The sequence below is a fragment of the Paenibacillus borealis genome, from assembly GCF_000758665.1.
In the GTDB taxonomy this organism is placed as follows: Bacteria; Bacillota; Bacilli; order Paenibacillales; family Paenibacillaceae; genus Paenibacillus_AQ; species Paenibacillus_AQ borealis.
On sequence record NZ_CP009285.1, the window covers coordinates 7,509,754 to 7,534,640 of the forward strand.

Sequence of the window (24,887 nt, forward strand, 5' to 3'; positions counted from 1 at the left end):
TAGTATTTTCCACTTTGCCTACTGTGCAACAAAACGCCGCTTGTCCAGATCTAATTCGTATACATGCGGCTCCAGTTCGGGATCGCCACCAGCGCCAACCGGCGGGTACACAATCAAGCGTTCATTGTCGTTGGCAGGTGCCGGCTGCAATTCGGAATAGACAAGGTTGACCTGTGAGGAGGTATCCTCCTGTGCGAAGAATAGCGGGAATGCCTCTCCGCTCAGCTTGTTGATGGCGAAAGCATAAGCTACCAGACCATGCCCCGATTTATACTGGGGAGTAAGCAGATATACATCTGCATCCTTGAAACTGATCTTATCGAACTCCAGGATACGGTCTGAAGGCTGCACGAATAAGAAAGCAGGCAGAGTCCATAACTCCTGATCTTGATTATTCTCCCTGTAGACGATGGAGTAATCCGCCTGATAGGTCTGATCACCTTCCACACCGTCATTGCTGGAGACATTCAGATGCCCCCGCTCTTCCGGACCGCTGGAGATCATCAGCAGCTCACCCCGCTCCGTAGCTGCTCTCGCCCGGATGGTCCCCTTATCATTAACGGAGTCAATCTGCACTGAGCTGGCCAGACCCTCCAGGGGGAACTGGCTGGTTATCCCCCCAGTACTTGCCGGAATCGCTGCTGTTGCCGTTGGGGCAGATAAATCCGAAGGTGCAGGTGCAGAAGGTATAGCAGAAGCAGACGGAGTTACTGCTGCCGTTGGAGCAGCTGTGTCGGGAGCTTCTTGGTTGTTGCATCCCAGCAGCAGACCGAATGACAGGATCGCGCCCGCTGCCAGCGTTGTTGCTTTAGATCTGATTGAACTCACCCTCTCTGTGTAACATCACAAGTACTTCCAATTATATATTTATATACCCTCTCACAAATTTAAATCTTGTCTTCTACTCATTAAAAAATAGTAACTACTATCTCTATACTCCTCATGCGCAATAATAGCCCGGTTTAGTTGTATCAATTACAGTTAGTACTTAGTTAGTTTGAGCTTAAGTGAGGGTCTCGTAGCAGACAACCTGCAATTCAAGCAGAGTGCCCGGCTGCTAATATCGCATTTCGCAAAAATCCTGCCCAAAATACAACAATTCCCTCATCAAAACAGCCATAATCCAAAATTGTTGTACAAAACACAACATTCCTCTTCATCTAGGCGGCTTAGCCAAACAATTCTTGCATTTCATACAACAATCTTCCTAAACACACGGGTATCCTTAAGTCAAAGTTGTAAAACGTACAACATTTTTGCCTACATGGTGTGAGCTTGAGATTCTCAACCCTGCCAGCAATGCATCAGGTATGAGAAATTGAACGATTTCCCATGTCCCACCCCGCTGGCGATCAACCGTCCGCTTGTTTGGTTATAGTCGTAAGTGCGGTTTGGTTATAGAAGAAACTGACGAGGAAGACTCCACTGCCCCGGCAGACAGCGAAGAGCAGTGCGGACAATCCCGCATTGCTCTCATGACTGCACTTATTCCGCTCATAGCGGTTCTTATTCCTGCTCCTAAATTACTACTTCCAGCTGTGCTGTTGCTATCCTCTCTTCCATCTCGCTCTCTTCTTCCCAAAGCCTCATCCCGTATTTAGCCGGGCAGCTCAGCCGAAGCCGGCGCTGCGGCAGCCTTCTTGCGTTCTTTGGATGATTTGCGGAAATAGAGCAGCTCATAGATTGCCGGAACTACGATCAGAGTTAACAGGGTTGCCGCCGTCAGACCGCCCATAACTACAATGGCCAGACTCTGCGAGACGATGCTGCCCTGCTCGGCTTGCCCGAACAGCAGCGGCAGCATGGCGCAGACGGTAGCGATGGCCGTCATCAGAATCGGCCGCATCCGCGTGCCCGCTGCTTCTAGAATGGCTTCGCGGACTGTCATCTGCTCCTCATTATGCTTAATGCGGTCGATCAGCACGATCGCATTGGTAACCACAATACCGATGAGCATCAGTGCCCCGAATAATGCGGTAAAGTCAGGGGTGATACCCGAGATCAGCAGGGCTACGATGGCTCCTATCGCCGCAAGCGGCAGGGAGAACATGATCGCCAGAGGCGCGCGCAGTGTCTTGAAGGTCAATACCATGATCAGGTATACCAGTCCGATCGAGATCAACGCGGTCATGCCCAGGTCGCTGAAATCTCCGGCCTGATCGGCCGAGGCACCACCGGCTAACAGGGTTACTCCCTCTGGCAAGGTAATGCTGTCAGTCTCTGTTTTAATATCCGCGCCGATCTCCGAGACCCGCTTCGGATCTGCTTCTGCGGTAATCCGTACATATGGCTTGCCGTCTTTATGATACAGCATTGCCGGCTGGTCGGTGACCGTAAGCTCTGCCACTTGTGACAGCAGCTGCGGACCTGCAGAAGTCATGATGGTGATCTTCTGCAGATCCTGCTGCGATGCAGGCTGGACCACTGGCTCCAGCACTACTGCAGCAGGGGAGCCATCCAGCCCGATCTGACCCAGCGGAACCGGATTGAGCATCGCACTAAGCTGCATGGAGATTTCCTGGGCATTTGCGACAGCCGGATCTACCTTGAAGGCAAATACCGGCTTGGTATCCTCCATGTTACTGGCTACCTTCCCTACGCCTTCGATCGTTTTTACTTTGGCAGCCACTTCCTTGGCAACCGTATTGATGGCCTGAAGATCTTCGCCCACAATATCAATGTATTCACTGGTTGAGCTTGCGCCCATCATACTGGCTGCCCCCACAGTCAACGTAGCTCCGTCATAAGAAGACTGCAGGCTGCGGATATGGTCCATGAATACCTGCGCATCGGCCTCTTCCTTCATCATGACGGTATAATCCACTTGGGTCAGCGACACCACACTGCCCCACTGTGCCGAGTCCGCGCTGTTGCCGGATTGCATAATGACGATTTCTGCCTGCGGCTGCTTCATCAGCTCAGCTTCCAGCTGCTTGCCGTTCTCCAGCACCTCTGAGACCGGAACATTATTCGGATAGACCAGCTGAACGGTTACCGTGCTGGCATCTGTAGCATCCAGTGCACCTTTGGGCATAACGACATAGGCGCCAATGGAACCTACAAGCAACAGCAGTCCGAGGGATAACGTAACCCACTTCCGCTGCAGATTCCATTCCAGGAAGCGGCTGAATTTGCGGGAAGGCTCATGCTCCTTCAAGGAGGAGCCCTTCAGCAGCCAGGAGCTGAGTAGCGGTACTACTGTTAACGCAACTATAAGCGAGGTCAGCAGTGAGTAAGTGACCGTCAGGGCAAACGGCAGCAGGAAGGCTTGCAGCCCGCCGCGCAGCAGACCCATCGGCAGGAATACTGCTACCGTTGCAATCGTGGAGGTAGTTATTGCCCGGGCAACCTCCCCGGTTGCGCTGACTACCATCTCACGGGACAAGCTCTCTTTTTGCATCCGCCGGTAAATGTTCTCAATGACCACGATGCTGTCATCGACCAGCCGTCCAACCGCAACCGCTACACCGCCCAGTGTGACTATATTAAGCGTTATGCCGGATACCTTCAGCAGATACAAGGTAACCGCCAGTGATAGCGGAATGGAAATCGCCGTAATCAGCGTTGCCCGGACGTTGCGCAGGAAGATCAGGATCACAATCGTAGCAAACAAAGCACCGAGCAGCACCTCACGCAGCATGCTGTTCACCGATGTTACAACCATATCCGAAGTGCTGAAGATCATGGATACCTCGGCATTTTTGACGCTGGAGCTAAGCTCCTCTGCTGTACTGCGCACCTTGTCGCCCACATCCACCGCGTTGGCACTTGCTTCTTTGGTGATGATGAGGAACAGCACATCCTTGCCGTTCGAGCGGCTGACGCTTTCCTGGTCCAGCTTGGGCTCGACAGCAGCAATATCACCCAGTGTGACTCCCGCTGTCACCGGCAGCTTCTTAAGCGTATCGACACTCTCAATGGACGAAACCACGTTCACGTTGCCCGTCTGGCCGCCAATCGTCTGCTCGCCTACAGATGCCGATACGCTGCGGCCCTGAAGCAGTCCCATCACCTGCGCCGTGCTTACGCCTTTCGCCGCCATTGCTGCCGGATCAAGCCTCACCCGGACCTGCGGAGACGTTTTGCCGTAGAGGGCTACGCTCGCCACACCATCAATTTTCTGCATTTCGGGCAGGATCTTGTTCTCGGCAATCTCCAGGTTCTCCTTGGTGAGCCCTTCATCGAACGCTACAGTCACCTGAGACACAGGGATCATCGAAGTATTCAGCTGAATGATGAACGGGTCCATCACGCCTTGCGGAAACTGCAGGGCATTTACTGCCTTCTCAACCTCCTGTGCCGCTTCCTTCATATTGGTTTTGCCGTCAAAATAAATATCTACCTTGGCATAGCCGTCAGCGGAAGTGGACATCTGCTCTGTCTTGCCTTTCACCAGTGAGGTCGCAGCCTCAATCGGCTTCGTCACTTGCGTCTCCATCGCGTGCGCATCCTGGCCGGGTCCCAGAACTGCAACAGTTACCTGAGGATTATCCGCCTCCGGCATGAATTCCATCGGCAGCGTGGTATAACTCAGGATTCCGACTACAAGTGCCATAACCACCAGCAGCCCGACTGCCCCCTTATTGCCAAACGACCATTTCGCGAGCCATGTCATTTCTTTTACCCCTTCCATCCTTCAAAAGTATCGAACACTGTATGTCTGTTCACTTATGTATGAGCCGCAGATTCTTGCTTAAGTGTAGAAGCTTTTGACTGATGTCAAAACGGTCCGGCGGAGGGTTTCACTCTCGGTCTTAAGGCGGGTCGCTCCTCCTTCCAGAGGTACATCCATGCAGGAGCGGCATCCCATCTGGCGATTTCAAACGAACACAAAAAAGCTGCCCTGTAGAGGACAGCCTGAAACCCGGATATTTTATAGAGCTACTACTACCGGAATGCAACCTTAAGCAGCGGCGGTGTCACCAATGTGGTGATAATTACGGCAATGATAACGCCGGTGAAATATTGCGGCAGCAGCAGCCCGCTCTCTAAGCCCGTGGCTGCAATGATCAGGGCGACCTCGCCTCTGGAGATCATTCCCGTACCAATCACCAGTGACGAGCGGGTATTGAAGCCGGTAAGGCGTGCGCCGATTCCGCCGCCAAGCAGCTTAGCCAGAATGGCGACCAGCGACAACACCACCATGAATCCGATCTGGCTGCCGAGGCCCTCAAAGCTGACACTGAGACCGATGCTGACAAAAAAGACCGGCACAAACAGCGAGTAAGCAATCGGCTCCACTTTGGATTCCACTACATGCTTGAAGGAGGTCTGCGCAATAGCAATCCCGGCGGCAAACGCGCCGATAATCCCGGCCATCCCCATCATTTCAGCGAAATAAGCATATCCGAACAGAATCACCAGCGCTGCCGTGATCGTCGCTTCGGTCACCCGCAGCGGAGCCAGCCAGCGCATCGCCCGGGGGACAACCAGCCAGCCGGCGAGGACGGCAACGGCGAAGAACAGCAGTTTTTTACCGATCAGCAGACTTATCGAAATATCATCGCCCGTACCAAAGAAGCTCATCAGCACCGCGAGCAGAACTACTACAAGAATATCGTCGACAACCGCCGCACCCAGAATTGTGGAGCCTTCCGGCGTATTCAGCCGGTTCATCTCCTTGAGCACCTGAACGGAGATACTGACTGAAGTAGCGCTCAGAATCACCCCCAGGAACAGCGCGTTATGATACGCGAAGCCGAACCATTCCCCGATGGCATATCCGCCCGCAAAAGGCAGGATAATACCGCCAACCGCTACCGCAAAGGCAGACTTCCAGTTCTTGCGCAGCTGGTCGAGGTCCGTCTCCAGTCCGGCGATGAACATCAGCAGCAGCACACCAATCTCCGACATGTAATGAATAAACTCCCCATCCTGCACCCAGCCCAGCACCGCCGGTCCCAGCAGTATACCAACAATCAGCTTGCCGAGAACAGCAGGCTGCCCCAGCCTCACGGACAGTTCCCCCGCCAGTTTGGTGAATAACAGAATCAGCAGCAAATATAAGATGAATTCCATGATGCATTCTACTCCCTTTACTCTGTATTGGGTCCCTAAAAAAGACAAAGAGGAGCCCTTGGTGACAGGCTCCTCCTAAAAACACATAAATATTCAGTTCGGTTCAAACTATTATCTCTAGTATAGCTTTAATGATAATGGCTGTAAACCGCCGCGCATGTATGAGCTCAAGAACTGATCCCAGCTTCATTCGGACGGAGAATGGTTGAACCAATCGTCAGCAGGACTGCGGCCATCAGACCTAATATCGCAAAAGGCAGCCACAGCTCGTTCCAGCCGCCGCCGGTTGCGGCGATATCTACCGCCTGGATAGCCCATTTCTGCGGCGTGAAATTAGCCGCCTTCTGCATATAATCCGGCATGATGGAGATCGGCCAGAAGCAGCCGCCGAGCATGCAGGTCGGTGTAAGAATAAGTGCATTGAGCATACCGGCATTGCGGGGATTACGGATCAGCCCCGCTACCGAACTGGCAATTCCCATGGATACCAGCATGAATGCGGCCAGAACCAGGAAGTAGAGAAACATCGGCATCTCATAATCGTAGCGCAGCACCCATTTCCCAAGCGAGAGCACCACAACGATCTGAATGATCCCCACGAGGAAGCTGCCGAGAAAATTCCCGAGCGCAATCTCGTAAGAACGGACCGGAGCGCTGAACATCCGCATCATCGTGCGCCCTCTGCGGTCATCAGTTATCAGGGAGACGGAGCTAGTTACCAGCGCCATCAGGAACATCAGTGTCAGACCCGTGATTACACCCAGTGTCTCCCGCGGATATAAATCATAGTCCGTACGTGTACTCCCCACATTATGCTGCTCCGCCTGCTCCAGCACAGCGGTGAACTGTGCCTGCTGATCTGCTGCGGCTGCGCCGCCGCTTAGCGCAGCAACGGCATGCGCAGCTTCAGCCATGTTTCCGGCGATGGTATTGACCTTCATCTTAAGGACAATCGAGCTTTCACTTGCCCGGAGCTCATAGATACTAATCTGCGGCTGCTGACCTGCAATCAGCGCGGCTGAATATTCTGCCGGAATCCACAGTCCTGCCGTACCCTCCTGGCCAATCGTCGCTTCCTTTAATGCCGCCTCATCACTGCGCGGCTCGAACTTGTAATCACCGGTCTTCTCCAGTTCGGCAAGCAGGTGCTTTCCGGCTGCACCTGTATCCATATTGGCATACAATACGGTTGCCGGACCATCTACAACGCCTCCGGTAAGCGAAATGATCCCTGCAACCACAACACTGGGCAGCAGAATAAATATCAGTATCCCTTTGACAGAGCCAATGCTTCGCCGGATCATATTCCAGGCAATGGTTATTATTTTATTCATGATAGCCCACCTTCCGGTATGAGACAGTCATTACGCACAACAGAACCGCACAAATCAGACACATCACCCATAAGTTCGGCAGAATCTGCTTCAGGCCGGAATGCAGCATCATGCGGATAATGGCCTGCTGCGCCCAGTGGTTGACTGTGAATGCACCGATGCTGTTCACCCAGGAATCCGGAAGTGGAGCCATGCCGCCACTGGCAAAGGTCATCACTACGGTCAGGACATTAATAATATTCGTTGCACTTGTCGCTGTCTTGCTGAACAGGCAGAACACTATGGACAATGTCATGGAAGCGATAATCATCAGCAGACAGAACAGCAGCAGCAGTCCCGGACGGTTGCCCCAATAGACCCCGAACAGCCAGTCGGACAGCAGAATAATGGCCAGACACTGAAGAATACTGACCAGGCCTACCCCTAGCATTTTGCCGATGAATAGCTCTGAGCTCTTTACGGGCATCGAATTGATCCGGAAGAGGGTATGGTTTTCCTTTTCACTGAAGAGAGACCCCGTTACTGTCAGCCCGCTGTACAGGAGAAACATCATCAGCATGGAAGCAGCGTAGAACTGGGAGGCCGTATAGGTTTTACCGCCATTGTTGAGATCACCCAGCACCACTGCTTCTGTCTCAGCTGATACCGGAGTAACTGCAAGGGCTTCCGGCCCAAGCGTAACCGCTGCCGACTGCTTGTAATTAAGCGTATTGAGAAAATTATCAAAAGCCGTTCCCGCCACCAGATTATCGGTATGATTCTTGCCCAGAATGAACTCCAGCTGAGCGCTCTCTCCGCGCTGCACCTCGCTGTCAAAATCTGAAGGAACAATAACCGCATAAGCATATTTGCCTGTGCGCAGCCCGCTTTCAGCCGCCTCCCTGCTCTCTGCCTTTTGGGCGATGATTACATCCTTAACTTCCGGAGCCTCCAGAAAAGCGGTAACCATTGCAGAAGCCTCTGCTCCTCCGTCTGTAGAATTCACAATTGCTACCCTCACAGGCTCTATCTCATCGCCTTCCTTCACACCTACCACCCCGGAGAGCGAAGCACCCAGAAGAAAGATCAGCACCAGCGGCAGCAGAAACATATTAAGCAGCATCGAACGTGAGCGGAACAATCTGCGCAGTTCATGAATCATAATATTCCAGGTGTTCATATTGCTGTCCTCCTCCCTCTAATCCCGCAATGTCCGACCGGTCAGACTGAGGAATAACGTCTCCAGATCCGGCTCTTCTATGTTAAGGGAAGCGATCACCCCTTCATGCTTGGCGAAAATAAACAGAATATCCTGCAGCTCACTTTGTGAAGAAGGCAGATACATCTCTACAGCATCCTGCACAACTTCCACCCGGCTGATCCGCGGATGCTGGCGAAGCTCGTTAATTAGAGCGGGAGTAATATTCGCCGCTTTCACCACTATTTTCTCCTCATGGGCTACCCGTTCGCGCAGCTCGCTTTCTGTGCCGCAGGCTATAATATGGCCCTTATCCATAATGGCCACCCGGTCACAGACCGCTGCTACCTCCTCCATATAGTGGCTGGTATAAACAATCGTTGAACCCAGCTTATTCAGTGTTTTGACCGATTCGAGAATGTGATTGCGGGACTGCGGATCGATGCCGACCGTCGGCTCATCCATAATGATCAGGCGCGGCCGGTGCATGATGGCACAGGCAATATTGAGGCGCCGCTTCATTCCTCCCGAGAAGGTGGACGGTTTATCCTTGGCCCGGTCACTGAGGCCTGTGAACTCCAGCGCCTCCTGAATCCGTTCCTTCAGCAGCTTGCCGCGCAGGCCATACAGTTTCCCGAAGAAGCTTATGTTATCTGTCGCCGACATATTTTCGTATAAGGCCAGCTCCTGGGGAACAAGCCCAATGCGCTTCTTGACCTCCAGCGGTTTCTCCTTCGCGGACAGTCCGTCGATGTTAATCTCGCCGCTGTCGGCCTTAAGCAGTCCGCAAATCATGCTGATTGTCGTACTTTTCCCGGCACCGTTCGGACCAAGCAAGCCGAAGATTTCACCTTCCTGTATGCTGAAATTCACATGATCCACAATCAGTTTGCTGTCATACCGTTTGACTACATCGTTTAAAACCACAAGTGCCATTTGCCATCGCTCCTGTTCCCTTAGTTCTCATATGCTCATTGTAGCGCAGCGGGAGTACGGCCGGAGGTACAGAAGGTCATCATTTTAGAGGTGACCAAAGTCATCTCCTGAACGATGGCGCTCTTATGCTAAGATGGAGATAGCTGAGAAGTTATTGAAGGATACTTTACTGACAAAAAGGATGACCTTATTTGACCAGAGAACTGAATATGCTGCGTTACGGTCTCATTATCATTCCTGCAGTACTATCTATCTATGTCTATGAATACGCCGACTATGAAAAGTTCACTCTGCATTTCCTCCTGCTGCTCTTAATTGCCACGCTGGGCACAAAGCTGCCGAAGCCTATTTCTCTGCTTACCGGAGGCCTTGAGCTAATCGTTACAGCCTGGCTATGTTACCATTACAGCACGCTGATGATTTTCCCGGCCCTGTCGGCGGTATTGTCCTATTCCCGGCTTCAGCACAAGCACACGGCCATCGCCTTCTTCTGCATCCACCTGCTGCTGCTGAATGCTGCCTTTAGGAGTGCTGCCCCTGCTGTGCAGGCGTTCATGAATCTCACCTTTCTGCTGGCTGCCGCGCTGAATGTACTGCTGATCCGTACAGGACGCGGCCGCGCAGATACCTTGTTCCTTTACGATGAGCTGCGCAAGAAACATTTCGAGCTCGAAGAAGCCCGCTCCCGGCTGCTCCAGTTCACCTCGCAGGTAGAGGTCGCCGCGCAAGCGGAAGAACGGGTCCGGATCGCGCGCCAGTTGCATGATGATATCGGACACCGGCTGATCCGGGTCAAAATGATGACAGAAGCTGCCATCCATACGCTGCCCGCCGCTCCCGAAACAGGACTGCAAATGATGAATCAGATCCGTGACCAGCTCTCGGCCAGCATGGACGATATGCGGGCTGCGCTACAGCGGATTAACTACACACCGCAGCTCGAAGGAGCCTATGCGCTCGACCGGCTGCTGGAGGAGGTTGGCCGTGACACCGGTGTCACCACCTCTTATACGGTTCACGGAATACCCTATCCGCTCTATCCGAGCATTCAGGTCGTGCTCTACAAAAATGCCCGGGAAGCCATCACCAACGCGCTGCGGCACGGCAAGGCGGACTTTGTCTGGATTACCTTATCATATAGGGACCACGAGGTCATGATGGAGGCAGGAAATAACGGCAGGCAGCCCGAAGAAGCGGCTTTGCATAAACTGCAAAGCGGCGGAGGGATGGGGCTAACAGGTATGTTGGAACGTACCGTCCTGATCGGCGGAGCCTTAGAGCTGCGGCCTCTGCCGCAGTTCACAGTTATTACCCGGTTGCCTGTGTACAGGCAAGGTGAGAGCTTCTAGATGAAATGGGCTGCTAAAGCCCCAATTATATTGTGTGAAGGAGCTAAGCTTAGGATGATTAAAGTAATGATCGTGGACGACGACTCTTTTATCCGTGAGAGCTTGAAGGTGCTGGTCGGGCTGGACCCTGAGATTGAGGTTACCGGTACGGCAGGGGATGGCTTGGAAGCTCTCTCTTTGCTGGGGGCGCCAGACGGAATGGCTGATGTCGCACTCATGGATATCCGGATGCCGGGCTGCGGCGGCGTGGAAGGCACACGCCTGATCAAAGAAGCTTATCCGCAGGTAGCCGTTCTGATGCTGACCACCTTCGATGATGATGAATATATCATTGAAGCGCTGCGTAACGGAGCCAGCGGTTATCTGCTCAAGAATATACCGCCGGACCGGATCATCCAGGGCATCAAGACAGTATATGAAGGGAACATGCTCATCCATCCCGATATCGCCCGCAAGCTGGCCGGCTTCCTCCAGCCGTCCCCGCGTCAGGAACCCGCTTATGGCCAGGCTCTGGATTGCTACGGGCTGACCAAAGCAGAGCTGACGATAGTGTCCTCGATTGCAGAGGGACTTACCAATAAAGAAATTGCCGGGAAGCTGTTCCTAAGCGAAGGCACGGTCAAAAACTATATTACCGATATCCTCAGCAAGCTCGGGCTGCGGGACCGGACACAGATCGCTATTCTCTATTTGAAGAGTCAGCAGGGGAAGCGGTAGAGGTACGGGTTGGCAATAAGCCGAATTCTCCTTTAATCCAATCAATATTCGATTTGGAATAACCCATAGGGTGCGTGTTGGCCGGTTTTTGGGTTGCCGCAGCACATTGTTGTACTTTATGCAGGATTTCCGCCGGATTGGCGGGTGCTGAGCGCACATTGTTGTATTTTTTGCAAGATTTCTGCCGGATTGGCGGGTGGTGAGCGCACATTGTTGTATTTTTTGCAAGATTTCTGCCGGATTGGCGGGTGCTGAGCGTACATTGTTGTATTTTGTGCAGGATTTCTGTCTGCTTGGCTGGTTGGTGGGACGGTGGAACCTTCAAGTTGCATAATGAAGCAAGCAAATACTCAAATTCCCACAAAAAAGGCCAGTACCCCGGATGGTAATCAGGGAACTGGCCTTTCAACTGTTACAGGTTAAGTAATTCCGTCAGACTCCGGCAGATTTCTGTTTAGCCTCCGCAGAAGCGGCAGGCTTCTTCCGGCCGCGCCGCCCGGGTGTAAGCCCCCGCGGGCGGACTCCCGTCTGCATCCCGATGATGCTGAAGATGCTGGACGGCTTGGCCTCCGCGGTCACGCTTCCGTCCGGCTCCGGCACCAGAATGATGCCGAGCTGATGGTGATCGCCATCATAGATTGCGCGTTGGAGGTATTTGCTCTCGCCTTCGCGGTTCAGCACCTCCAGCTTGCAGAACGCCGGGTTCATGCGCAGCGCCTCATGCAGCTGCGCCGCGCCGGTCAACAGGACCCCGTTGACCTTCAAAAGGATCTCGCCGGGCAGGATGCCCAGCTCCTGCGCGGGGCTGCCTTGCAGCACGGCCAGCACCTTGCGGCCGGCCGGGGGATGCACGAAGATGGGACTGATACTGCGCTCCTCCAGAGCGCTGTACCAGCTTAACCCTTCGTGCAGGAGCACTGCACTGAGCGCCGCGACAACGGTCAGCGGGCTCCACCAGTCCGCAAGCAGGCTTAAGCCCAGCAGGACGATGCTGTATACCAGCAGCCGTCCTGAAGTGCGCGCCGCCTTGCGTCCGGGCAGCATGCCCTGGGTCATCTCGCTGAAGCCGATGATGACCGGCAGTGAGACCAGGCCCAGGCCCCCGCCCAGCAGCGGATGCCAGGGCAGCTCGCCGATTCCCGCACCCGGGGGAATCAGCAGGAACAGCGGCAGCGGCCAGAAGGCCTGCAGCTGGTAGCCGCCGACCACCTTGCCGCGCTTGCCGGCAAGGAAGAGCGGGGTCGCCAGCCTGGTACCCTGCCAGCGCGCCAGCAGCGCTTCGGCCAGATGGAGCAGCGCGGCCAGCACCAGCAGCGCGGGGATATCCATCTCCCGCAGCCCGCCGGCAATAGTTCCTGCGGCTCCGCTCTGCAGCGTATCCGGAAAGAACGAAAGAACAAACTGGGCAACTCCCAGAATACCTATAGAATACGCAAAGCATAAATAGCGCACACGAAATAGCATTAATACCAGACTGACCACCCAGATGCAGGCTACAGCCGTATATGATAAAGAGATACCCAAGGCTACAGCTGCTAAGGAAACAACAAGTCCCGCAACCCCGCCGGTCCACACGGTCCGCCACGTTTCCCGGCCCCAGCTGTGCAGCTTCACGTGAATGAGCTTCCGCTCCAGCGCTACCTGCCTGCGGTAATACAGTGCAATAAATACAAGAGCGATATAGTAATAAGGCTGAATCAGCAGATGAATAACCGCTGTACCCCAGCTAGCCAGCAGTTCCGGCATCACATTCAAACCGTTCGTCACACTCCTTTTCGTCCGGGTAAGTAGAAACGGCTACACCATCCTCTAAGAGATGGTTTCCGTTTCTGCGAGAAAGATAAGGATAATTTATTACGCGAAGCATATACATTCTTATCTTTTGATAAAAAAAGAAGGCTGGAATCAGCCTTCTTACTTGTTCGACGCCGTAGCCTTGATTTCCTTCCGGATCTCTTCGATACCCTTATTCCGCTGATTGTCGTTGGCCGGGTCCTGAATGACCTTGATGAGCGACAGCTCCAGTGCTTCAGCAGTCTTGGCATCAATCACGCCTGTCGCCTTCAGCTTCGAGGCGCTCTGGAATTTCTTGACCGCTTCCTTGGTGCCGGCATCGAAATACCCGTCCTTGCGGCCCGGCTTATAACCCAGACCATCCAGCATCGTCTGTGCGCTTTTGACATCCGTGCTGTTCATATTATATTGCAGCGTTACACTCTTATTAATCGGTGCCACCGAGAAGTAATCCGGCTGGGCGACCGCAATATCCGGCTTGATGCCCTTGCCGTGGATCCAGGTGCCGTCTGGTGTCAGCCACTTGGCAATCGTAATTTTCAGCAGACTGCCGTCACCGAGTTGCTCTTCGAAGCTGGTCTGGACGGTGCCTTTGCCGAACGAGTCCTCACCGATCAGCTTGGCACCCGCAGATTGCTGCAGTGCTCCTGCCATGATCTCCGAAGCGCTCGCGCTGCCTTTGTTCATCAGCACAACTACCGGATACTTTTTACTGGAGCCCTTGGAGGTGCTGACCTCGCGCTGTTTGTTTTTGTCTTCCACCTGCACGATGGCTTTGCCGGCCGGTACAAACTGCTCAGCCATCTCAATAACAACCGGCAGTACACCGCCGGGGTCATTGCGGACATCAATAACAAGTCCCTTCATGCCTTGCGTTTCCAGCTTGGTCAGTTCTTCCTCGAACCGCTTCGCAGTGTTCTGTGAGAATTGAGTAACCTCAATCACACCGATATTGTCCTTCTCCATCGTAGCATAGACCGTTTCCAGTCTCACATCATCGCGGGTAATGACGAATTCCAGCGGCTCTGCAGTTCCGGTACGCTGAATCTTCAGGGTTGCATCGCTTCCCTTAGGGCCGCGGATCTTAGCTACAGCATCATTAAGCTCCAGCCCCTCCAGCGACTCGCCATTCACGGAGAGGATTACATCCTTGGCCTGAATGCCGGCCTTCTCTGCCGGTGAACCTTTGATTGGCGAGACTACAACGACCTTCCCGTTATCCGAGGAAACTTCAGCACCGATGCCCGAGAAGGAGCCTTCGATACTCTCTTCGAATCTTTCTGCCGTTTCCTTGCCCATATAGTTGGAATAAGGGTCGCCCAGTGCTTCCATCATACCGTTGACAGCCCCGTCGATCAGCTTCTCGCGGTCCACGGTCTCATAATAATTGCTCTCAATCAGGCTGAGGGCGGTACCTAGCTTCTTGGATTCCTTGTCTTGCAGCCCGGTTGTCTGCAGGACCGTCGCAATTCCTTCACCTGCAGCTTGTCCGAATACATGCGCATAGCCGGTCACGCCCAGGGTCAGCAGGCTGCCGCACAGCAGCGCGGCGACGATCATAAAGGCCGCGGTACTCTTCTTTAACATGATGTTCCCACCGTCCCTTCTTGTCCATCTTCTCACCCGCAAGGGTCCGTTCCATCAGAAACGGCATCTCTTCCAGTATATGCCGCTGAATGAAATTATATTTATTAGAGCTTAAATTTACAGATAAGGCATAGGATTAACCGTCTTGCCGTCGACCCGCACTTCGAAATGCAGATGCGGGCCGGTTACGCGTCCGGTGGCACCGGATTCGGCAATCGTCTGTCCGCGTTCTACCCGGTCTCCCACTTTCACCCGGATCCCGCCTTCACGGATATGGCCGTACAGCGTCCATACACCGCCGCCATGGTCAATGATTACACAATAGCCGTAGCCACTCCACCATTCCGCCACCAGGACGGTACCGGAATCCGCCGCATGGATATTCGTACCCTGCGGAACTGCGAAGTCGACACCGGTATGCATTTTGCCGACTTCACCCGTAACCGGATGTGTGCGGACACCATATGGCGAGGAGACACGCGCCGAGCCTACCGGCAGCAGGAACGGCCCGTTTCCGCCGGCGTATTCCTCTACGCTGGCAATGGAGCTTCCGCCGCTGCTCGCAGATTTGGCGGCCTTGGCGGCTTTGGCTGCAGCAGCTGCTGCCCGGCGTGCCGCTTCAGCTTTGGCGGCCGCTGCCCGGCGGGCAGCTTCCTCAGCCTTAATCTTGTCCTTCTGCTCTTCCAGGGCAGAACGGTTGCTGGCCAGCTGCACCAGCTTGGCATTCTGCTCTTCGGAGATCACCTCAGCCTCTTGAATCTCTTCATCGTAGTAGGCGATAAGCTCCTGCTTCTCCGCTTCCTTCTCCTTCAGAACACTGCGCTGGGATTCTAGATCGGTATACAGCTGCTTAGCCTGGGCGTATTGGCCCTCCAGCTCCTGCTTCTTCGCGATGACCGTCTGCTTGTCCAGCTTATGCTGCACCAGCAGATCCTGGTCCTGATCCACGATCATCTTAAGGGAATCGGCCCGGTCGAGGAAATCCGAGAAGCTGGTTGAAGACAGCAGCACATCCAGGTAAGAGACTGCACCATCCGTGTACATCAGGCGGACACGCGATTCCAGCAGCTTTTCGCGGGAAGCTACACGTGCCTCTGCGTCGTCCAGTTCAGTTGCCGTCACATTAAGCGACTCCTCCGTACTGGCGATTTTACCGGAAATGGTCGTCATCTCACCCTTCACCTGATCAATCTGGTCCAGCACATACTGGAGATTCAGCGTGGTCTTATTCTTATAGTGCTGCGCTTCCTGATTGCGGGATGCCGCCTTCTCCTGCGCCGCCTTGGCCGCCTGGACCTCCTGCTGCAGCTGCTTCAGCTGCTTGTCAATCTCGGCAACACTTGTTTTCTTCGCATATCCGTCAGAGGGCCCGAACATTGTGACAGCCAGTAACATTACGGCTATTCCGGCGACAATCTTCTTCAAATCGCACTCCCCGTCCTTTGTTCAAATGTGAATTTTATCTATGCTATACCTTCAAGAACTTGCGGATCGACACGGTACTTCCCCACACGCCAATCAATACACCGAGGCCAACCAGCAGCCCGCACAGGAACAGCCAGATATCCTCAAACGGAATCAGCTGCAGCCCCAGCATCGGATCTCCCTGCACGGAAGACACCAGACTGCTATAGCCGACATACAATGCACCCGAAGTAACCAGCGAACCGATCAGCCCGATGAGTGCTCCTTCAATAAAGAACGGCCAGCGGATAAAATAATTCGTCGCTCCTACGAGCTTCATAATGCCGATTTCCTTGCGGCGGGCGAGAATCGTTACCCGGATGGTATTCGAGATCAGGAACATCGACATCAGCGCCAGACCTGCCACAAAAATAAAACCGATATTGCGTACAGCCTTAGTCACTTTGAACAAGGTCTCCACCGAGCCTTTGCCATAATTCACTTTGTAGATCGGCTGCTCTTCGTGGGTCTTATTCAGTGCTTCTATCTTCTCAGCTACGAACGGAACGGTTGTCGGCTCAATTACCTCGACGAGCAGCTTGTCCGGCAGCGGATTATTATCTTCATCGAAACCTTCCAGGAGCTCGGCGGCATCCGGCCCCATATCTTCACGGAATTCCTTCAGACCCTGTTCTTTGGAGACGAACTCCACCTTGCTGACTTCCGGCATACTGCCGATTTCGTTTTCCAGCTTCTCCCGCATTTTCTGGTCCGTATTCAGCGTCAGATGCACGTTGATCTGCACCTGGCTGTCTGCTTTGTCCGCTACTTCATTGACATTGAGCACCAGCAATATAAACACTCCGAGCACGAAGAGAGAGACAACGATAGACGTGATGGAAGCCACCGACATCCAGCCGTTGCGGAATACGTTTTTGAAGCCTTCCCGCACATGCCGCAAGAAGGTTTTAAAACTCATAACCGTAATCCCCTCTCAATTGGTCTCTGACAATCGTCCCGTTCTCAATAGCCAGCACCCGTTTGCGCATTTTGTTGACAATATCCCTGTTGTGGGTGGCCATTACGATCGTTGTTCCGCGAAAATTAATCTCGTCCAGCAGCTGCATAATGCCCCATGAGGTCTCGGGGTCCAGATTGCCCGTAGGCTCGTCCGCAATAATAACAGAAGGATTGTTAACAATGGCTCTGGCAATGGCGATCCGCTGCTGCTCTCCCCCTGAGAGCTGCGAGGGTTCACGCCCCGCTTTGCTGCGCAGTCCAACCAGATCGAGCACTTCATTCACACGTTTCTTGATAACCTTCTTCGGGGCCTCAATAACCTCCATGGCAAAAGCAACATTCTCATAAGCCGTCATCTTCGGCAGCAGGCGGAAATCCTGAAACACCACGCCGATATTGCGGCGTACGTAAGGAATCTTGCGGGGCTTGAGCTTACCTATATTGAACCCGCCTACAGAGATCTGTCCTTTGGTCGGTGTTTCTTCTCTATAAATTAATTTCATGAACGTTGATTTACCTGCGCCGGACGGTCCGACGATGTATACGAACTCATTACGGTCGATCTTGACAGATATCCCCTGGAGCGCATGGGTTCCGTTAGGATAAGTCTTCCATACATCCTGCATCTCGATCATCTTTTCACTTCCCGATTCTGACATATTCCGCGGGCCTGCCCAATCGGGCACCAAACTGCGGAAGCTTCCATAAACTGCATTATTATCGCAGGCGTATCTATTGTAACAAATCCATAACTCCTTGAGTACCCGAAAGTTTTACCGAATCCTTACATATACATAAAAATATCAGGTTAACTGCAGCTCCAGCTCTTATATATATCGGCATTCCGAGACGTTCCTTAACACTTGTATCCATGGCCCGCGCTGCTTCCGGCGCAAATCCGCCCCCTCAGAAGGAGATTGCTTATGAAAAAAATACACGCTGCCCTCATCGCGGGCTTCGGCCTGGTCCTGGCCGGCTCGCTGGTTGCCGGAGGGTTTCATTTATATGGCACCCAGACCACCCTGCCCAAAGGGACGGCCATTGCCGGCTGGGATATCAGCGGCCGGGACATCACCGAGGTGCAGGCCGGGCTGGAGGCAAAACTTCAGGCTCTGGAAGCTACCCCGCTCACTCTGAAGGCAAAGGGAGATACCGGGCTAAGTGTCTCACTGCTGCAAGCGGGGGTAACCTACGAAGCCCAGGAATTCCGGCGTGCACTGAAGACGCTGACGGACGGTCCGCTCATGCAACGGGTACAGGCCCGGCGCAATTGGAACGGTAACTGGAATATCGGAATTCATCTGGAAATTTCGCAGCTGGCGAACAGCCTAAGTCCGGCCTGGGAAAAAGAATCCTTCGGCGTTCCTGTCGACGCGGTGCGGCGGATCACCAGTGATGACCAGGTCGTCTATACTCCCGGAACTACCTCCTTCGAGGTAGACTGGCATGCGCTGGAGCTTGCCCTGCAGGCGGCGCTGCCAACCCGGCTTGCCGGCAACGGGGCACAGGAGGATAAACGCATTCTGCTTGAGGTACCTTTAACCGTCAAGCAGCCGAATATCACGCTGCAGGAGCTGAAGGATCAGGGCATCGAGCGCAAAATCACCCAGTTCAGCACCTCCCTCGGGGCCAGCGGGCCCGGGCGCAGCTTCAATGTGGAGGCTGCTGCCAAAGCCGTCAACGGGACCATATTGCCTCCTGGCGCTATTTTCGATTACGGCAAAGCAATCCAGAAGGCCCAGGCGGAATATGGCTTCCGCGAGGCTCCGGTCATTGTAAACGGCAAGCTACAGCCCGGTACGGGCGGGGGAATCTGCCAGGTCTCCAGCACCCTGTATAATGCCGCGCTGCGCTCCGGGCTAGAGATCGTCGAACGGCGCAACCACTCTCTTCCGGTGAGCTACCTGCCCAAAGGCCAGGATGCCACCTTTGCCGAGGGCTATATCAATTTCCGCTTCCGTAATAATACCGGCAAATATCTGATTATTAAATCCGAAGTGAAGGGGCGCACGCTGACCGTCAAGCTGTTTGGAACTTTTCCGAAGAACGTCACCTATTCCGTGGAGTCCCGGACCGTGGAGGTACTTCCTCCCGCCGACAAATATGTGAGCGATGCCTCGCTCCCGAAGGGCGGAACAAGGGTACTGCAATCCGGCAAAACCGGCTATGTAGTGGAGACTTACATTACCCGCTATGTTGACGGTAAAGCCATGGAGAAGAAGAAACTTTCGCGCGATACCTACTACGCCCAGAAACGCGTCATTGCCATTAACCGTGGCGGCATGAGCAAATCCACGCTGCCGGAATCCCCGGGCAGACAGCTGGTTGAAGACGGGGTAAAGGGCCAATAAACTGCTGCAAGTAAAAACGGCTGTGCCCTCCTTGTTGAAAGGGAGGCACAGCCGTTCGTGCGTAACATTAGGCGGGAACTCAAACTGTAGTTTAAGCATGCTTTTTAATAAATAATGGCATCCTTTACATAGGGCTTACCCGGGAAGCCCTTATAATTTACAATTGCGCGCTACAGTAAAAGTAGACCTCTTCAGAAAGGATGAAATGTTATGACTACAGCATCAACAACCGACCTGTCCGCGATCATCCGCCAAGCTCCGGCTGTTCTGCCTTCCCTTACCTGCCGCGAGACCCTGAGGGTGCTGTTCCAGCATCCGGAATCCAAATGCATCGTCGTCCGCAGCAGCAGCAATGAACCCGTAGGACTGATTATGTGCGAACGTTTCTTCCTCAAGGCTACAGGACGGATGGGAATGGACAGATTCTACCACGAACCTGTATCTCAGCTGATGAACCGCAAGCCTCTGGTAGCCGATATCTCCACCTCTGCAGAATTACTCTGGGCCGAAGCCATGCAGCGTCCCGAACCGATGAGAAACGACTGCATTATCGTGACCGATCAAGGCCGGATTGCCGGTATCCTTCACCCTGCGGAGCTGCTGCACTGAGTGCGGCAGAGCTGCTGTCCTCTTAAGTTATGCACATTTCCTTACCATCTTCGTACTAAAACACCGTATCCGGTGAGACATCAATTCTCCAGTAGCCGCTTACCTTCTTCAGCTTCACCACTACATTCTCATTAACACCAGTCGTCCCTACTGGCGGTACACTGAGCTCGAATACTGCGGTCAGCGCAGTTTTTGATACCATCCGGGCTGTGGCTCTGCTGTAATCCAGCGTGTTGCCCAGGTCTACATTAGGCTGTGCCATTCTACCGTTGTACTCAAGGAATTGTGTCTGCAGATAGAAGGCTGCGGCGTTGTGGGTATATGCTCTTTTAATATAGTTCATCAGCTGCTGCTTGCTGCCAAGGTCACTGGAAAGGTAACGGTACTCTACCGTATTATAATGAAACAGCTCTGGATTGAATGCACTGCCTCCCCGGCTTGCATACGTATAGATTGCCTTCGCGTGAACCATGAGCGGAATAATACTCTTCTCGGTCAGATTATTGATCGTAGCCGGACCCTCCTTGCCGGGCGCAGACACCGCTACTGTTCGTACCCCTTCTATTCCTCCCGCCGGCGAAGCCGCGAATGCCCCGCTTCCCGCCGAAACCAGACCCAGTGATAGTGCTAATGAACCGATCAACATTTTTTTGTTCATCCTGAACGCCTCCTTGTAATCCTGTTTTATAATTTGAAGAATTAATTCTCTCCAACTGCTGCGATAAGTACTATATAACTTACGATAGCCCGTAAGCTAAAATACCCAAACCACCCCCGGGTGTAAACGGTTAAACCCCGAAACTGCATAAAAAAGCTCCGGCCTCTTGTTTATAGGGGCCAGAGCTGGAATAAATGGAACTATATAGCATGTATTGCCTGAATTACTGAGGCTGTGCAGCTGCTGCTTCAGCTTCATAGTAAGCGGTAAAGGACACATTTGCCGTCAGAATACTGCCCGGTTTCGTCAATGTAGGGAATTCGTATGGCTGCTGAAAGGAAAAGGAGTCTACAGTGATGATACGCGGAAGGTCATGCAGCTGCTTTAACCATTCGTGAATCTCTGTATAGCCGCCTTCTACAATGGCTGCCATTTTAATTTCTTTCAGGCTACCGGTAGCCTCCGGGGGGATCCCCGTCCATGCGCTAATTCCATTAGTCTCTGTTAGCGAGAATCCAATATCCTTCAATCTGGCGTGGGAGCTGTTGCCAATGCTCTTCAAATCCAGAATCAACCCTTCGCTGTCATCGCCCTGGGGGATTGCTGCCAAGGCAGTGTCTTCACTTGAATCCGGTCCAGCTTCTGCACTTTTAAGCTCATTGATCTTATTCGCCAGAATTTCCTTTTCCTGCTGAAGCATCGAGAACTCATTGTCTTGCAGGGCTATGTCGTTATTCACCGGGCGTATCGCGAACATATAGAAGGCAAACAGAATCAGGAACAAAACGAGCAACCCGAGTACGATGGACGAACGGTATTTATTGATTTGTTCCATTGCTATCCGTCCCTCCTTCCGCTGGAGCCTGGGCGTCTGCATTCAGTTCTGCCACAGGTGCCATATCCACTCTGTAGACAGCAGTGTATTTGGCGATAGAATTGCCGGTATTCTGAGTTCCTTCTGTCAGCTTCTGAATAGAAGCTCCCTTGGAGAATGACATCTGACGGAGTGCAGTCAAATAAATTGTGCTATGCTCCATTGCTGTGAAGTTCAATGAAAGAGCGATTTCTCCATGGTACGAATAATTAATGTCTCTGATTACTCCACCATAAGGAAGACCTGCCTGCAATTCGTCAAGGACGGCAGCGGCATCCGCACGGTTAGCCGACATCGCTTCAATAACAGCTGCCCGGTCAAGACTTCCCGAGGATGGATTACTGTTGTTTAATCCGGCTAACTCCGCCTGAAGCATTGCATTCTGGTCCTGATAAGCTTGAATCTGTTCACTCCGCTCCGTATATTGTCCCTGGGCAGATGCATATAGAATGCCTGTCCCGGCAACACCCAGAATCCATATTGCCGCTAAGGATATAGCGAAATAGGGAAAAACGATCGTCTCACGGTCTTCACGGGGCAGCAGATTAATGCTGCGGATTTTGTTGTCACGCAGTGCCGCTCCTGCAGCAATCCTGTAATCATTAAGACTGCTATCCGGCTTCGCCCCTTGTGAGAATTGGTCCACTGCGATTGGTGCGATTGCCATCTCCGGAAGCGCTAATTGAAGTTCCTGCTGCAGCTGAACCCGCATCTCCGGAGACCCGGTAATCAGCATCTCAGTGATACGTGTGGAGCCGTCATGCAGACTGTACTGATAGAAGCTGAGCATACGGGAAATTTCTGCTGTTATTTCTACGACTTGCTCGGTAGAGAGGTATTCCTGTGAAGCAGCTGCAACTTCGGATTCAGCCAGGAATGGCAGCTCCTTTTGGAGGTTCAGCGGCTGCTCATGCGTCAGATCGACCAGGCTAATGGTTCTCATGAACACAGGATTACCACTGCGGAACATATAAATATCCAGCAAAGATTGCTCCAGGTGAATCAGCATCGTCTCACTGAATTCATGTCCATAACCTGCCACAATACTTCGCGCAAGCGCAGTGGCTGTTACTTCTACACTCCTGATCCGCAGACCGGCAGCTTCGAGAACATCCACATAATCCTGAACGACCTTACGCGGAGCCGCAAAAATGATTAACTGGCTTTGGCCCTCATCCTGATCGGTAATCACATAATCATATACCGGATTCTCGAACGGCAGATGCAGGCCGGTTTCAACCTCCAGCTTCACAAGCTGGTCAATCTGTTTTTCGCCGATACTGGGAATCATCATCTTACGGACAATCATTTGTGAGGGAGGAATCGACAGATCCACTACACTGCCGCGCAGGCCCTTATTTTTGACCCATTGCTTCAACCGGTCAAGCAGAGCCTCCCTGTCAGCGATCTGATTCTCTACAATCATCCCCGGAAGCAGGGAGATGAATTTCTTTTTATGAACCTGCTTATTGTTATTCTTGAAGCTGATATAGCGGATTCCAGTCTGCTCAATGGAGATACCGGCCGCTCTGTGACCTAATCCAAACATGCTCTAGAGTTCCTCCTAACGAATGAGCGCAAGATAACCGCTGATAAGATGTGACCCGTATGAGAAGGCAAGTAGCGCTCCTGCTGCCAGCCATGGTCCAAAAGGAATATGCTGCTTGCGCTGGATCCGTCCCGTAAGCAATAAAGTACCGCCAACCATCGTCCCTAACAGGCAGGCGATCAGAAAGGCCAGAATGACATTAGGGAACCCCAATACCAAGCCCAGCAATGCCATCAGCTTCACATCCCCCATGCCCATTCCGCCAAACAAGGCCAATAACAGGAGAATACCACCACCCAACGCCGCTCCCAGCAGATGAGAGACTAGCGACGTTTCAGGAAACAGCAGCACTGCTAGAGAGAGTAATGGGAGAAAAAACAGCAGAACCTTATTCGGAATCCGCATAAACTTAAGATCGGCTACCGTCACAATAACCGCCAGGCTCACCAATAGAAAGCCAATAATCCCCTTGCCCGTCAGGCCGAATTGCAGGTACATCCATAGAAATAATAAGCCTGTAGCTAGTTCACCAAGCATATATAACGGTGATATCCTGCTCCCGCAGTGGCGGCACTTCCCCTGAGTGAACAAATAGCTTAAGACAGGCACAAGATCCCTTGCTTTCAGTTGTGTACTACAGCTTGGACAATGTGAGGGCGGCCGCAGCAACGATTCGCCTGCCGGTATACGCAAGGCCACTACATTAAAAAAAGAGCCCAGAATCAGACCGATAAGCGTGATGTAACATGCTAGAAAAATCGTCATGGTTCAACGGTTCCTGTCTGGTGAATTTTAAAAAAGGAATCGGGAATTCCGATTCCTTTTTTTGATCAATATATTTATTTATTGCTTGATTTCAGCACTTTAGCACCATTAAAGTTGTGCGGTGTATCTGTGGAGGTACCACTCGCAGTAACTCTTGTAGTCAAAACTACGGCTGTATCACCGGTTAAATTCCCATCAGTAAAAGTAACCGTTCCGCTAAAAATAGCCTCTTTAGTACTCGGCAAAAAAATCGGAGTATCTAAATAACCAGCAGTTTGCATTTCACCTACTGTGACTTGAACTAGTGTATTTGCTGTAGTTGAATCAGTATCGAAAACTCCCTGCTCCTCAGCCGTTACATACAATCTTGCAGCATCATATACTTGTCGGGCAGTTGCATAGTCTGCAGAATTCCCCGTATTTGTAATTATTTTACCGATTAAAGGAAATGCTATTACTGCAATTATCCCCAAAATCACAATTACAGCCAATAATTCAATCAACGTAAACCCTTTTTCCTCTTTAACCGCCTTGCCCAATTTCTTACGAATTGCTTGTGCCAACATGCCGTTTCCCCCTTATAAATGATGTTAGTGAATAAGACCGATACTCCGTAATTCCGTAATCTCTTGCTGCCCTACTACTCTCATCGAAATGTACTTGTCCTATCCCAGCTAGTCGAGGAGCCTGTTTATGCTTTCGCTCCCGGTCCGCCTGTTTGGCGTCACCCCTCTCAATCTATGCA

Annotated in this window: 21 protein-coding genes; 4 read left to right on the forward strand and 17 right to left on the reverse strand. The window is 52.6% G+C overall.

What is annotated here, in order from left to right:
* Positions 1-18: 18 nt before the first annotated feature.
* The 6 genes from PBOR_RS31975 to PBOR_RS32000 form a co-directional block, all read right to left on the reverse strand.
* Complete coding sequence (locus PBOR_RS31975; RefSeq protein ID WP_042218004.1) at positions 19-828, reverse strand: hypothetical protein; 810 nt, start codon at positions 826-828, stop codon at positions 19-21.
* A gap of 769 nt (positions 829-1,597) precedes the next feature.
* Positions 1,598-4,615, reverse strand: a complete 3,018-nt coding sequence (locus PBOR_RS31980; RefSeq protein ID WP_042218006.1) for an efflux RND transporter permease subunit — start codon at positions 4,613-4,615, stop codon at positions 1,598-1,600.
* Between the two features lie 272 nt (positions 4,616-4,887).
* Positions 4,888-6,018 carry a cation:proton antiporter gene (locus PBOR_RS31985; RefSeq protein ID WP_042218008.1) on the reverse strand — a complete coding sequence of 377 codons (1,131 nt, stop codon included), beginning with the start codon at positions 6,016-6,018 and terminating at the stop codon, positions 4,888-4,890.
* Between the two features lie 167 nt (positions 6,019-6,185).
* A complete protein-coding gene (locus PBOR_RS31990) occupies positions 6,186-7,352 on the reverse strand; it encodes an ABC transporter permease (RefSeq protein ID WP_042218010.1) in 1,167 nt (388 codons plus the stop codon).
* The gene (locus tag PBOR_RS31995) at positions 7,345-8,511 is read right to left on the reverse strand and encodes an ABC transporter permease (RefSeq protein ID WP_042218011.1); all 1,167 of its coding nucleotides are present in this window, start codon (positions 8,509-8,511) and stop codon (positions 7,345-7,347) included. The genes PBOR_RS31990 and PBOR_RS31995 overlap by 8 nt, the downstream gene beginning before the upstream one ends.
* An 18-nt stretch (positions 8,512-8,529) precedes the next feature.
* Positions 8,530-9,465, reverse strand: coding sequence for an ABC transporter ATP-binding protein (locus tag PBOR_RS32000; RefSeq protein ID WP_042218012.1), 936 nt, complete (start codon positions 9,463-9,465; stop codon positions 8,530-8,532).
* 191 nt (positions 9,466-9,656) lie between these two features.
* Between PBOR_RS32000 and PBOR_RS35135 the strand changes: the two genes are divergently transcribed.
* Positions 9,657-10,814, forward strand: a complete 1,158-nt coding sequence (locus tag PBOR_RS35135) for a sensor histidine kinase (protein WP_052429728.1) — start codon at positions 9,657-9,659, stop codon at positions 10,812-10,814.
* Positions 10,815-10,868: 54 nt separating this feature from the next.
* Positions 10,869-11,531: a response regulator transcription factor gene (locus tag PBOR_RS32010; protein ID WP_042218013.1), complete on the forward strand. Its 663-nt coding sequence runs from the start codon at positions 10,869-10,871 to the stop codon at positions 11,529-11,531.
* Here the strand turns inward: PBOR_RS32010 and PBOR_RS37880 are convergent.
* The 6 genes from PBOR_RS37880 to ftsE all read right to left on the reverse strand — a co-directional run bounded on the left by PBOR_RS37880 (position 11,494) and on the right by ftsE (position 17,971).
* Complete coding sequence (locus tag PBOR_RS37880) at positions 11,494-11,940, reverse strand: hypothetical protein (RefSeq protein ID WP_157764181.1); 447 nt, start codon at positions 11,938-11,940, stop codon at positions 11,494-11,496. The two genes, PBOR_RS32010 and PBOR_RS37880, sit on opposite strands and share 38 nt — an antisense overlap.
* A gap of 23 nt (positions 11,941-11,963) precedes the next feature.
* On the reverse strand, positions 11,964-13,286 hold the full coding sequence (locus PBOR_RS32015) for a PDZ domain-containing protein (protein ID WP_081972268.1): 1,323 nt from the start codon (positions 13,284-13,286) through the stop codon (positions 11,964-11,966).
* A 159-nt stretch (positions 13,287-13,445) separates the two neighbouring features.
* Positions 13,446-14,912 carry a S41 family peptidase gene (locus PBOR_RS32020; RefSeq protein WP_042218014.1) on the reverse strand — a complete coding sequence of 489 codons (1,467 nt, stop codon included), beginning with the start codon at positions 14,910-14,912 and terminating at the stop codon, positions 13,446-13,448.
* A gap of 117 nt (positions 14,913-15,029) precedes the next feature.
* A complete protein-coding gene (locus PBOR_RS32025) occupies positions 15,030-16,337 on the reverse strand; it encodes a murein hydrolase activator EnvC family protein (RefSeq protein ID WP_042218016.1) in 1,308 nt (435 codons plus the stop codon).
* Between the two features lie 43 nt (positions 16,338-16,380).
* A complete protein-coding gene (gene ftsX, locus PBOR_RS32030) occupies positions 16,381-17,295 on the reverse strand; it encodes a permease-like cell division protein FtsX (protein ID WP_042218017.1) in 915 nt (304 codons plus the stop codon).
* Positions 17,285-17,971, reverse strand: coding sequence for a cell division ATP-binding protein FtsE (ftsE, locus tag PBOR_RS32035; protein WP_039302777.1), 687 nt, complete (start codon positions 17,969-17,971; stop codon positions 17,285-17,287). Before ftsE ends, ftsX begins: the two co-directional genes overlap by 11 nt.
* Before the next feature lie 288 nt (positions 17,972-18,259).
* Between ftsE and PBOR_RS32040 the strand changes: the two genes are divergently transcribed.
* Entirely contained in the window at positions 18,260-19,687 is a 1,428-nt protein-coding gene (locus tag PBOR_RS32040) for a VanW family protein (protein WP_042218019.1), read from the forward strand.
* 210 nt (positions 19,688-19,897) lie between these two features.
* On the forward strand, positions 19,898-20,296 hold the full coding sequence (locus tag PBOR_RS32045) for a CBS domain-containing protein (protein ID WP_042218021.1): 399 nt from the start codon (positions 19,898-19,900) through the stop codon (positions 20,294-20,296).
* 55 nt (positions 20,297-20,351) lie between these two features.
* On the opposite strand, the gene PBOR_RS32050 is transcribed toward PBOR_RS32045, so the two are convergent.
* The 5 genes from PBOR_RS32050 to PBOR_RS32070 form a co-directional block, all read right to left on the reverse strand.
* Complete coding sequence (locus PBOR_RS32050; protein WP_052429729.1) at positions 20,352-20,954, reverse strand: DL-endopeptidase inhibitor IseA family protein; 603 nt, start codon at positions 20,952-20,954, stop codon at positions 20,352-20,354.
* 223 nt (positions 20,955-21,177) lie between these two features.
* The gene (gene pilO, locus PBOR_RS32055) at positions 21,178-21,789 is read right to left on the reverse strand and encodes a type 4a pilus biogenesis protein PilO (RefSeq protein WP_042218023.1); all 612 of its coding nucleotides are present in this window, start codon (positions 21,787-21,789) and stop codon (positions 21,178-21,180) included.
* Positions 21,773-23,377 carry a pilus assembly protein PilM gene (gene pilM / locus PBOR_RS32060; protein ID WP_042218025.1) on the reverse strand — a complete coding sequence of 535 codons (1,605 nt, stop codon included), beginning with the start codon at positions 23,375-23,377 and terminating at the stop codon, positions 21,773-21,775. Before pilM ends, pilO begins: the two co-directional genes overlap by 17 nt.
* Before the next feature lie 15 nt (positions 23,378-23,392).
* Positions 23,393-24,142, reverse strand: a complete 750-nt coding sequence (locus PBOR_RS32065) for a prepilin peptidase (RefSeq protein ID WP_042218027.1) — start codon at positions 24,140-24,142, stop codon at positions 23,393-23,395.
* Positions 24,143-24,216: 74 nt separating this feature from the next.
* On the reverse strand, positions 24,217-24,708 hold the full coding sequence (locus PBOR_RS32070) for a type II secretion system protein (RefSeq protein ID WP_052429730.1): 492 nt from the start codon (positions 24,706-24,708) through the stop codon (positions 24,217-24,219).
* Positions 24,709-24,887 lie beyond the last annotated feature (179 nt).

Coding starts and splice junctions, on each gene's coding strand:
- PBOR_RS32045 (WP_042218021.1), top strand. CDS start 19,898: ATGACTACAGCATCAACAACCGACCTGTCCGCGATCATCCGCCAAGCT.
- PBOR_RS31980 (WP_042218006.1), bottom strand. CDS start 4,615: ATGACATGGCTCGCGAAATGGTCGTTTGGCAATAAGGGGGCAGTCGGG.
- PBOR_RS31985 (WP_042218008.1), bottom strand. CDS start 6,018: ATGGAATTCATCTTATATTTGCTGCTGATTCTGTTATTCACCAAACTG.
- ftsX (WP_042218017.1), bottom strand. CDS start 17,295: ATGAGTTTTAAAACCTTCTTGCGGCATGTGCGGGAAGGCTTCAAAAAC.
- PBOR_RS31995 (WP_042218011.1), bottom strand. CDS start 8,511: ATGAACACCTGGAATATTATGATTCATGAACTGCGCAGATTGTTCCGC.
- PBOR_RS32050 (WP_052429729.1), bottom strand. CDS start 20,954: ATGAACAAAAAAATGTTGATCGGTTCATTAGCACTATCACTGGGTCTG.
- PBOR_RS32065 (WP_042218027.1), bottom strand. CDS start 24,142: ATGACGATTTTTCTAGCATGTTACATCACGCTTATCGGTCTGATTCTG.
- PBOR_RS32010 (WP_042218013.1), top strand. CDS start 10,869: ATGATTAAAGTAATGATCGTGGACGACGACTCTTTTATCCGTGAGAGC.
- PBOR_RS32070 (WP_052429730.1), bottom strand. CDS start 24,708: ATGTTGGCACAAGCAATTCGTAAGAAATTGGGCAAGGCGGTTAAAGAG.
- PBOR_RS32040 (WP_042218019.1), top strand. CDS start 18,260: ATGAAAAAAATACACGCTGCCCTCATCGCGGGCTTCGGCCTGGTCCTG.
- PBOR_RS31990 (WP_042218010.1), bottom strand. CDS start 7,352: ATGAATAAAATAATAACCATTGCCTGGAATATGATCCGGCGAAGCATT.
- PBOR_RS32000 (WP_042218012.1), bottom strand. CDS start 9,465: ATGGCACTTGTGGTTTTAAACGATGTAGTCAAACGGTATGACAGCAAA.
- pilM (WP_042218025.1), bottom strand. CDS start 23,377: ATGTTTGGATTAGGTCACAGAGCGGCCGGTATCTCCATTGAGCAGACT.
- ftsE (WP_039302777.1), bottom strand. CDS start 17,971: ATGATCGAGATGCAGGATGTATGGAAGACTTATCCTAACGGAACCCAT.
- pilO (WP_042218023.1), bottom strand. CDS start 21,789: ATGGAACAAATCAATAAATACCGTTCGTCCATCGTACTCGGGTTGCTC.
- PBOR_RS32020 (WP_042218014.1), bottom strand. CDS start 14,912: ATGTTAAAGAAGAGTACCGCGGCCTTTATGATCGTCGCCGCGCTGCTG.